Here is a 9,964-nt window from a genome sequence, read left to right as displayed (position 1 = left end):
GCATCTGCAACGCGCGCAGGTCGGCGCCGTGGTTGAGCAGATGGGTGGCAAAACTGTGGCGCAGCCCATGCGGGCTGACCGTCGCCGGGTCGATGCCGGCCACCGCCGCGTAGCGTTTGACCAAGGCCCAGAAGTGCTGCCGGCTGAGCGGTTGGCGGGCGGCATCGATGAACAACGGCACCTGCCCGTCCACCGGCGCCACCGGCTTGTTCGCGGCCAGCAGCGAGCGCGCCTCGCGCAGGTAACGCTCCAACCAGTGCTGGGATTCCTCGCCCAGCGGCACCAGCCGGTCCTTGCTGCCCTTGCCGGTCACCCGCAACACGCCCTGACGCAAATTCACCCCGACCGCCGGCAGGTTGACCAGCTCACTCACACGCAGGCCCGCGGCGTACATCAGCTCCAGCATGGCGCGGTCGCGCAGGCCCAGCGGGGCGTCCACGTCGGGCGCAGCCAGCAGCGCCTCGATCTGGCTTTCGGTCAACGCCTTGGGCAGCGAGCGCGGCAGCTGTGGCGGGTCGATCAGGGCCGTGGGGTCGTCGCTGCGCACGCCATCGCGCAGGCACAGCCCGTAGAACGCACGCAAGGTCGACAACAGCCGCGCCGTGCTGCGTGGGGAGTAATTCGCCTGGGCACGCCAGCGTAAATAGTCGAACAACGCGGCGCGATTGATACCAGGCAGGCCACCGCCCTTGCCGTCGCGCCAGCGCGCGAGCCCTTCCAGATCGCGCCGATAGCTTTCCAGCGTCTGCCGCGCCACGCCTTGCTCGGCCCAAAACCGGTCGAGGAAGCGTTCGATCACCGTGGCATCGGCGGCCGGCACCGGCGGCAATTGGCGGGCAAGTTGACGGCGTTCGGCGGGGCTGCTGGCAGACATCCTCACAGCATAAAACGTGGCGCGCGTTTTGAGCGCCGCTGCACTGCAAGTCGCATGCGGCTTGATGTGGTGCGTTGGGCGGTGGTGCAAGTGCGCGGTGCATCGTTGTTAAGCGTCGCTAGCACGCATCGGCCGCAGGCGCTAAGGCAACCCGGAACGGGACGCCGGAGATGCAGCGTCAACACGACCGTGCGTTGGCGCCATGGGGAGTGGATTCCGGGCATGGGATCCGCACCATCGAACACCATTACGCCCCCGCCGTTGCGCCAGCATTGCGTTGATGGTGGATCGATCTATCCAATGCGTCAGCGCGAGCGCCAGAGCGCGGCTACCGCAGCGCGGCGTTGCGCCGCGCTTGGCGGCCGTTATGCTCGTGGCATGACCGCAATCCCTTCGCCTCGCGTTGAGCGCGCGCCTGCCCTGGTGGGCTGGCGGCTGCTGGGGCTGTGCTACGACGCCTGGCCGGTGCTGGCGCTGTCGATGCTCATCTCCACCGCGTTCACGCTGGGCTTTACGCTTGCCGGGCACCCGGCGCGCGAAAACATCGCGCCTTTCAGCGGCTGGCAATGGCTGTTGTGGCTGTGCTGCTGGATCGCCGCCGGGGTGTACGCCACCGTGAGTTGGCGCCGCGGCGGGCAGACGCTGGGCATGCGCCCATGGCGACTGCGCCTGATCGATCCACAGGCCTCATGGCGTGCGCTGTGGATCCGCTACGCGGTCGGCACCTTGTCGCTGGGGCTGGCCGGGATAGGATTCTGGTGGGCGTGGCTGGATCGCGATCGGCTGACCTGGCACGACCGCGCAAGCGGGACCAGGCTGCAACGCATTTCCAGACCGCCGCGCTGACAGGCGATCACGGCGCGGCACGCGTCAGGTGACACTGCGTGCCGGCACGACGATGCGGCCTTCCAGTCCGCGCCACCTGTTTGGACCCGACGCACACATCGCGCTCAGCGCCCAGGCCGAGTGCAGCCCCCCCCATCCTGCCTGGCCGATGCTTCCTTCCCTGGCCGGCCACGGACTCTGAAAGCGCCCAACCGACCACGTAAAGCAGCACGAACGCTGGTGTCGCAAACCACACGGATGTCACCACGTAGGGGAGCCAGCCGAACACAGGCTCAAGACCTACAGCCGAAGTCAACACCATCTGCGGCAAGACCGGCACTTGTTCCCACACCAGCCGGTTTTGTCGTTGACCTACGGCGCGTGCGCCAACCGCTGCCACTGTCCGATCAGGCCTGCGCAAGGCACACACATCGCCAGTCCGCTCAGCTTGGTCGCCTCATGCCGCCTAGATCCTCGGTCGTCGTGCTGCCCATTGCGGATCAATCCCGCACAGGCACGCACATGCGTCACCCGAGCCAGCTCGCCGTCGCATGACGCTTTAGGGAATCTCTGAACAACTCGTGGCGTTGCGAGCAAACTTGGGATTTCGCTTGATCGCGGCGGTCGCTCATTCTGCGAATCAAGGACTTGCGCGTTATGGAGGCTGCCCGAGGTACTGATCGGATGCTAGCGAAACAGTTGTTCAGAGGTTCCTTAGCTGCTTCGCCGCCGGAACAACCACGCCGACACCCCCAGCATCACCATCGGCGGCAGCGCGTAGGCGATGCGGTAGTCCAGCTTGAGCGCGCCGGCCATGCGGCCAAAGAACAGCTGCAATAGCCAGAAGCCCAGCGCGAACAGGATGCCCAGGAACAAGCGCTTGCCCAGACCGCCGCTACGCAGCGAACCGAACGAGAACGGAATGGCCGCCATGCAGAGCGCCAGCACGTTGACCGGATAGAACCAACGGCTCCAATACTGATCTTCGTAGTCGCGCGCATCCAGCCCGTTGCGGCGACGGTATTCGATGCTCTTCTCCAGATCGCGGGCAGACAGGTTGCGCGGCTTGGCAAGCCCGGCCGCCAGTGCTGCCGGGCTCAACTGCGATTGCCAGGGCAATTCCGGGAAGGTCTCGCGCTGCACCGAGCGTTCCTGGAAGGTGTCGCGACGCACCTGGCGCAAGGTCCAGCGGCCATCGCGATGTTCGGCCACGGCTGCATAGGTCAGTTGCTGCATCCGGCCGGCGGTGTCCAGGTGGTACAGGCGCACGTCGTGCAAGGCCAGCGCGGTGCCGCCGCTGTCGAGCAATTTTTCTTCGCCGCTCAGTGCATTGAGGAAGGTGTCGCCCTCGCGTGCCCACAGACCGGAATAACGCGCCATGGCCATGTCGCTGTTGTAACGGGCGCTGGTCTTGAGCGTATCGGCCTGGTTCTGCGCCCACGGCCCGATGGTCTCGCCGCTGATCACCATGGTGGCGGTCAGCAAGGCCATCGCAGCGACCACCGAGGCGGACATGCGCTTGCGCGACACGCCCAGCGCGCGCAATGCGGTCAGTTCCGAGGTGGCCGCCAGTTGCCCCAGGCCCATCAACGCGCCGATCACCGCAGCGGTGGGGAACAAGGTGTAGGCACGGCGCGGCACCGTGTAGGCCACATACGCCACGACATGGCCGAAGGTGTAGCTGCCCTGACCGATGTTCTTGGCCTCGCTGGCGAAGGCATTGACCAGATCCAGCCCCAGCAGCACCGCCCAGGTCAGCAGCACGGTGGACACCACCACGCGGCCGACATACCAATCATGGACCCGCGGCATCAGCCTCATGCGCGTGCCCTCGGCCGACGCACGCGGCCATCGCGCGCATACGCCCACACCGCCACTGACAGCAGCGGCAGCGTCAGCCACCACAGGCCCAGCGCCGCCGGGGTCTTGCCGTTGGCGATCCACTGGGTGCCGACGATCATCAGATTGGTGCCCACCATGTAGGCCAGGAACGCCAACATGATCCGTCCATAGCGCTGTTGCCGCGGCGCGCTGCGCGACAGCGGCAAGGTGAGCAATGCAAACGCCAGGGCCAGTAAGGGCGGTGCCAGGCGCTCATGCAACTGGGCACGCGCGGCGGGCCGCTGGTCGGACAGCAGTTGGGTGGTCCACATCACTTCCGGGTCGTTGGCATCGTGCACCCGGGTGCGGTCAGGCAAGGCGATGTCGCTGCTGGCGAACTTCATCAAACGATAGTCCAAGGTGGCGCCGCCCGCCGGACCCTCGGTCCGGTAGCCATCGTCCAGGCGCAGGTAACGGTCGGTCTTGCCTTCGAAGAACATGGCGCCGCGGTCGGCGGTGACCACATCGATGCGGTCGTTTTGCTGCCGCTGCATGAAGACCTTGCCCAGGCCCTTGCCGTCGGCAGAGATCGTCTGCATGTACACCACCCCACCGCCGGACAACGGCGTGAACTGGCCCGATTCCAGGCCGGCCATCAGCACGCTGCGGTTGGCATCTTCCAGCATCGCCTCGGCGGTGCGGCTCGCCCAAGGGCCAAGCCACAGCGAGCACAGCCCGATGATCACCACCACCGGCACCACCAGCATCAGCATTGGGCGCAACATGCGCTTGGGGCCGACGCCAATGGCGGTGATGACGGCCATTTCTGAATCGCGGTACAGCCGCGCCAGTGCCAACAACAGGCCCAGCATCAACGCCAGCGGCAGGATGATGGGCAGGTAAGCCACGAATTGCAGCCCCACCTGCGACAGCAGCAAGCGAGCCGGGATGCGGCCATCGGCGATATTGCCGAGGATATCCACCAGGACACCGCCGACGCTGACGACCAGCAGCACGATCAAGGTGGCCAGGAAGCTCTGGGTGAAATCGCTAAGCAGGTATCGATCGAGCTTCGGCATGGGGTGGGCTTGTTTTAAACTCTCGGATTCGTTCGCGGCGCCGCCAGCCTAGTCCGGTTGGCGTAAACAGCCCGCGATTGTACGGATTTGCCTACGGAATCTGATCAATGGCCCTGCAATTCACCCTGAACCAAGACGCGCCGGCAAGCGCTGCCGTCGACTGCATCGTGGTTGGCGTGTTCGCCGACAAGACCCTTTCGCCCGCTGCCCAGGCGCTGGACAGCGCCAGCCAGGGCCGTTTGACGGCCTTGGTGGCACGCGGCGACGTGGCCGGCAAGACCGGCAGCACCACCCTGGTCCACGACCTGCCGGGCGTCAGCGCCCCGCGCGTGCTGGTGGTCGGGCTGGGCGAAGCCGGAAAATTCGGCGTGGCGCCCTACCTGAAGGCGATCGGCGATGCGACCCGTGCGCTGAAAACCGGCGCAGTCGGCACCGCCCTGCTGACCCTGACCGAGCTCACCGTCAAGGCCCGCGACAGCGCCTGGAACATCCGCCAGGCCGTGATCGTCAGCGACCACGCCGCATACCGCTACACCGCCACCCTGGGCAAGAAGAAGGTCGACGAGAGCGGCCTGACCACCCTGGCCATCGCCGGCGACGACGCCCGCGCATTGGCCGTGGGCGTGGCCACCGCCGAGGGCGTGGAATTTGCCCGCGAGCTGGGCAACCTGCCGCCCAACTACTGCACCCCGGCCTACCTGGCCGACACCGCGGCTGCATTTGCCGGCAAGTACACCGGCGCCGAAGCCGAGATCCTGGATGAGGCGCAGATGGACGCGCTGGGCATGGGCTCGCTGCTGTCGGTGGCGCGCGGTTCGGCGAACCGCCCGCGCCTGATCGTGCTGAAGTGGAACGGCGGCGGCGACGCGCGCCCGTATGTACTGGTCGGCAAGGGCATCACCTTCGATACCGGCGGCGTCAATCTCAAGACGCAGGGCGGCATCGAGGAAATGAAGTACGACATGTGCGGTGGCGCCAACGTCATCGGCACCTTCGTGGCCACGGTCAAGGCCGAACTGCCGATCAACCTGGTGGTGGTGGTGCCGGCGGTGGAAAACGCCATCGACGGCAATGCCTACCGCCCGTCGGACGTGATCACCAGTATGTCCGGCAAGACCATCGAGGTCGGCAATACCGACGCCGAAGGTCGCCTGATCCTGTGCGATGCGCTGACCTACGCCGAGCGTTTCAACCCCGAAGCGCTGGTGGACGTGGCCACGTTGACCGGTGCCTGCATGGTGGCGCTGGGCCACCAGACTGCCGGCCTGATGAGCAAGCACGACGACCTGGCCAATGAACTTCTGGCCGCCGGCGAGCACGTGTTCGACCGCGCCTGGCGCCTGCCGCTGTGGGACGAGTACCAGGGCCTGCTGGATTCCACCTTCGCCGACGTCTACAACATCGGCGGCCGCTGGGGCGGCGCGATCACCGCGGGCTGCTTCCTGTCGCGCTTCACCGAGAACCAGCGCTGGGCGCATCTGGACATCGCCGGCGTGGCCAGCGACGAAGGCAAGCGCGGCATGGCCACCGGTCGCCCGGTCGGCCTGCTGACGCAGTGGTTGCTGGATCGCGCCGCAGGTGGGAATTGAGAATCGGGAATAGGGAATCGTGAATTCCATCTTCTCTCAGTCATCGCCGCGACCTTCGAGGTCGCGGCGGTGCCGTGACCATTCCCAATTTTCCTCTCCCGATTCCCTGCCCTGATGCCCCGTGCCGACTTCTACCTGATCGCCAAGCCGCGCTTCCTCAACGAACCGCTGCGGCTGGTGTGCGAGCTGGCGCGCAAGGCCAACGATGCCAACCTGTCCACGCTGATCCTGGCGCGCGATGCCGCACAGGCCGAGGCGCTGGACGACTTGTTGTGGGCATTCGACGACGAAGCCTACGTGCCGCACCAGATCGCCGGCACCGACGAGGAGGACGAACTGGCGCCGGTGCTGATCGCCACGCCAGAGTTCGCCGCGCCCTCGCGCCCCCTGGTCATCAACCTGCGCGACGACCCGTTCCTGGGCGCCTGCGACCGCGTGCTGGAAGTGGTGCCCGCTGATCCCGCCGCCCGCGAACCGCTGCGCGAACGCTGGAAGCAGTACAAGGCCCTGGGCCTGGAACTGACCAAGTACGACATGTGAGTGGGGCGGGGATTGGGGATTCGTCAGAGCAGATTTCTGCGTGCCCCGAGGCTACATCCAACGACCAATCGAAAACGGCCGATGTTCGCTCCATCGCACCAACACTGACGTTATTGAGTGGATTGCCAGCGATTCTCGCCGGCCCCATGACGCAACTAATCCCGAATCCCGAATCAACGAATCCCAGCCCCACTATGACCACCCTCGCCTCCAGCTACGACCCCGCTTCCTTCGAATCGCGCCTGTACGCGCAGTGGGAGGCGGCCGGTTACTTCGTGCCGTCCGGCAAGGGCGAGCCCTATACCGTGCTGCTGCCGCCGCCGAACGTGACCGGCACGCTGCACATGGGGCATGCGTTTCAGCAGACGCTGATGGATGCGCTGGTGCGCTATCACCGCATGCGCGGCTTCGACACGCTGTGGCAGGTGGGCACCGACCACGCCGGTATCGCCACCGAGATGGTGGTGTCGCGCAACCTGGCGCTGGAGGGCAATGGCGACACGCGCGATTCGCTCGGGCGCGAGGGCTTCATCGCCAAGGTGTGGGAATGGAAGGCCGAATCCGGCGACACCATCGAGCGCCAGATGCGCCGTTTGGGCACCTCCAGCGACTGGTCGCGCAGTACCTTCACCATGGACGCGCAGCCGTCGGCCGCGGTCAACGAAGCCTTCGTGCGCTGGTACGAGCAGGGCCTGATCTATCGCGGCCAGCGCCTGGTCAACTGGGACCCGGTGCTGAAGACCGCCATCTCCGATCTGGAAGTGGAAAACGTCGAAGAAGACGGCTTTTTGTGGTCGATCCGCTATCCGCTGGCCGATGGCGTGACCTACGCGCACGTCGAGCACGATGCCGACGGCGTCGAAATCCTGCGCGAAATCCGCGATTACCTGGTGGTGGCCACCACGCGCCCGGAAACCATGCTGGGCGACACCGCCGTGATGGTGCACCCGGACGATGCGCGCTACGCCACCCTGCACAGCGCACGCATCGTGCTGCCGCTGACCGGCCGCCAGGTTCCGGTGATCACCGACGAGTATGTCGATCGCGCCTTCGGCACCGGCGTGGTCAAGGTCACGCCTGCGCATGATTTCAACGATTACCAGGTGGGTGTGCGGCACTCGCTGCCGATGATCAACCTGTTCACCGTCACCGCAACCCTCAACGACGAAGCGCCGGAGCGCTATCGCGGTCTGGATCGCTACGACGCACGCAAGCTGGTGCTGTCCGAACTGGAAGACCTCGGCCTGTTGGTGGAAACCAAACCGCACAAACTGCAAGTTCCGCGCGGCGACCGCACCGGCCAGGTGATCGAGCCGTATCTCACCGACCAGTGGTTCGTGAAGATGGACGCACTGGCCAAGCGTGGCCTGGAACAGGTCGAAACCGGCAAGATCAAATTCGTGCCGCCGAACTGGATCAACACCTATCGCCACTGGATGGAAAACATCCAGGATTGGTGCATCAGCCGCCAGCTGTGGTGGGGCCATCGCATTCCGGCGTGGTTCGACGAGGCCGGCAAGTGCTACGTCGGCCACGACGAAGCCGAGGTACGCGCCAAGCACGGTTTGGGTACCGAGATCGCCTTGCATCAGGACAGCGACGTGCTCGAAACCTGGTTCTCCTCGCAACTGTGGCCATTTTCCACGCTGGGCTGGCCGGACGCCGATGCGATGGCCGAACGCGGTTTCGCCCGCTATCTGCCGTCCAGCGTGCTGGTCACCGGCTTCGACATCATCTTCTTCTGGGTGGCCCGCATGATCATGGCCACCGACAGCTTCACCGGCCAGGTGCCGTTCCGCGATGTCTACATCACCGGTCTGATTCGCGATGCGCAGGGCCAGAAGATGTCCAAGTCCAAGGGCAATGTGCTCGACCCGCTGGACATCATCGACGGCATCAGCATCGAGAACCTGGTGGCCAAGCGCACCAATGGCTTGATGCAGCCGCGCATGGCCGAGAAGATCGAAAAAGCCACGCGCAAGGAATTCCCGGACGGCATCATCGCCCACGGTGCCGATGCGCTGCGCTTCACCATCGCCGCACTTGCTACGCATGGCCGCGACATCAAGTTCGATCTGGGCCGCGCCGAGGGCTACAAGAACTTCTGCAACAAGCTGTGGAACGCCACGCGCTTCGTGCTGATGAACACCGAAGGCGCGCGTTTTGCCGGCGTGCCGCAACCGCGCACCGAAGCGGAGAAGTGGATCCTGGCGCGGCTGGACAAGGTCACTGCGGAAACCCACGCGCACTACGCCAACTATCGCTTCGACCTGCTGACGCAGGCGTTGTACGAATTCGCCTGGAATGCGTTCTGCGATTGGTTCGTGGAGCTGGCAAAGCCTGCGCTCAACGGTGCGGTGCAGGACAACGATGCCGCCGTGAGCACGCGCCACACCCTGCTGTATGTGCTCGAATCGCTGCTGCGCCTGTTGCACCCGCTCACCCCGTTCGTCACCGAAGAGTTGTGGCAGCAGGTCGCACCGCGCCTGGGCATCACCACCGCGACGATTTCGCTGCAGCGCTTCCCGCAGGTTGGCGATGTCGATACCAGCGGCTATGCCAGCGCCGAAGCCGATGTCGAATGGCTGAAATCGATGGTGTCGGCGCTGCGCCGCGTGCGCAGCGAATTGAACGTACCGCCCTCCAAGCAGGTGGGTTTGCTGCTGCAAGCCGGCACCGCCGACGACCGCCCGCGCGTTGCCCGTTTTGCCTCGCAGCTGTCGTTCCTGCTCAAGCTGGAGAGCATCGACTGGTTGGACGCCGGCCAGGACACGCCGCCGTCGGCCGCCGCCATCGTCGGCGAACTCACGCTACTGGTGCCGCTGGAAGGCCTGGTCGACATGGATGCCGAACGCACCCGCCTGGACAAGGAAATCAAGCGCGTGGAAGCGGAGATTGGCAAGTGCAACGGCAAACTCGGCAGCGCCACCTTCGTGCAAAACGCACCGGCCGCGGTGGTCGAGCAGGAGCGTGCGCGCTTGAACGACTGGACCATGCAACTGACCGGCCTGCGCGAGCAGCGCGCCAAGATCTGAGGAATTGATCAGCCAGGCGCGGCGCCGTCATGCGGTCGCGCCCAGTGGCAGAGCAGCTGGAGAAATCATTGGCGTGCTCCGACGATCCGATGTGAGAATCGAATCGGTCGGAACATCGCATGACCGGCGTGGTTCGCCGACATGGCCCCACACCGCCTGCAAGCGAGCACACCACGCACTGCACGGGTCTAACCAAGCCCC

At 65.5% G+C, this 9,964-nt stretch carries 7 protein-coding genes; 4 read left to right on the top strand and 3 right to left on the bottom strand.

The window, feature by feature from the left end; all coding sequences use genetic code 11:
- The coding region (locus tag XBLMG947_RS02620) for a site-specific tyrosine recombinase XerD (protein WP_065466247.1) at window positions 1–874 on the bottom strand (874 nt) is incomplete at its 3' end.
- A 378-nt stretch (window positions 875–1,252) separates the two neighbouring features.
- Here XBLMG947_RS02620 and XBLMG947_RS02615 point away from each other — a divergent pair.
- On the top strand, window positions 1,253–1,720 hold the full coding sequence (locus tag XBLMG947_RS02615) for an RDD family protein (RefSeq protein WP_065466254.1): 468 nt from the start codon (window positions 1,253–1,255) through the stop codon (window positions 1,718–1,720).
- Window positions 1,721–2,413: 693 nt separating this feature from the next.
- Here XBLMG947_RS02615 and lptG read toward each other — a convergent pair.
- Window positions 2,414–3,520, bottom strand: a complete 1,107-nt coding sequence (gene lptG, locus XBLMG947_RS02610) for an LPS export ABC transporter permease LptG (RefSeq protein WP_065466253.1) — start codon at window positions 3,518–3,520, stop codon at window positions 2,414–2,416.
- On the bottom strand, window positions 3,517–4,599 hold the full coding sequence (gene lptF, locus XBLMG947_RS02605) for an LPS export ABC transporter permease LptF (protein WP_065466246.1): 1,083 nt from the start codon (window positions 4,597–4,599) through the stop codon (window positions 3,517–3,519). The genes lptG and lptF overlap by 4 nt, the downstream gene beginning before the upstream one ends.
- A 107-nt stretch (window positions 4,600–4,706) precedes the next feature.
- Here lptF and XBLMG947_RS02600 point away from each other — a divergent pair, with 107 nt between their 5' ends.
- From XBLMG947_RS02600 to XBLMG947_RS02590, 3 genes are all read left to right on the top strand, one after another.
- A complete protein-coding gene (locus XBLMG947_RS02600; RefSeq protein WP_065466245.1) occupies window positions 4,707–6,188 on the top strand; it encodes a leucyl aminopeptidase in 1,482 nt (493 codons plus the stop codon).
- A gap of 114 nt (window positions 6,189–6,302) precedes the next feature.
- Complete coding sequence (locus tag XBLMG947_RS02595) at window positions 6,303–6,728, top strand: DNA polymerase III subunit chi (protein ID WP_065466244.1); 426 nt, start codon at window positions 6,303–6,305, stop codon at window positions 6,726–6,728.
- Window positions 6,729–6,922: 194 nt separating this feature from the next.
- The gene (locus XBLMG947_RS02590; protein ID WP_065466243.1) at window positions 6,923–9,763 is read left to right on the top strand and encodes a valine--tRNA ligase; all 2,841 of its coding nucleotides are present in this window, start codon (window positions 6,923–6,925) and stop codon (window positions 9,761–9,763) included.
- The last annotated feature ends 201 nt before the right edge of the window (window positions 9,764–9,964 follow it).

The organism is Xanthomonas bromi, from assembly GCF_900092025.1.
In the GTDB taxonomy this organism is placed as follows: domain Bacteria; phylum Pseudomonadota; class Gammaproteobacteria; order Xanthomonadales; family Xanthomonadaceae; genus Xanthomonas; species Xanthomonas bromi.
Note: the sequence above shows the minus strand (reverse complement) of the source record. Positions and strands in the feature narration are given on the sequence as shown.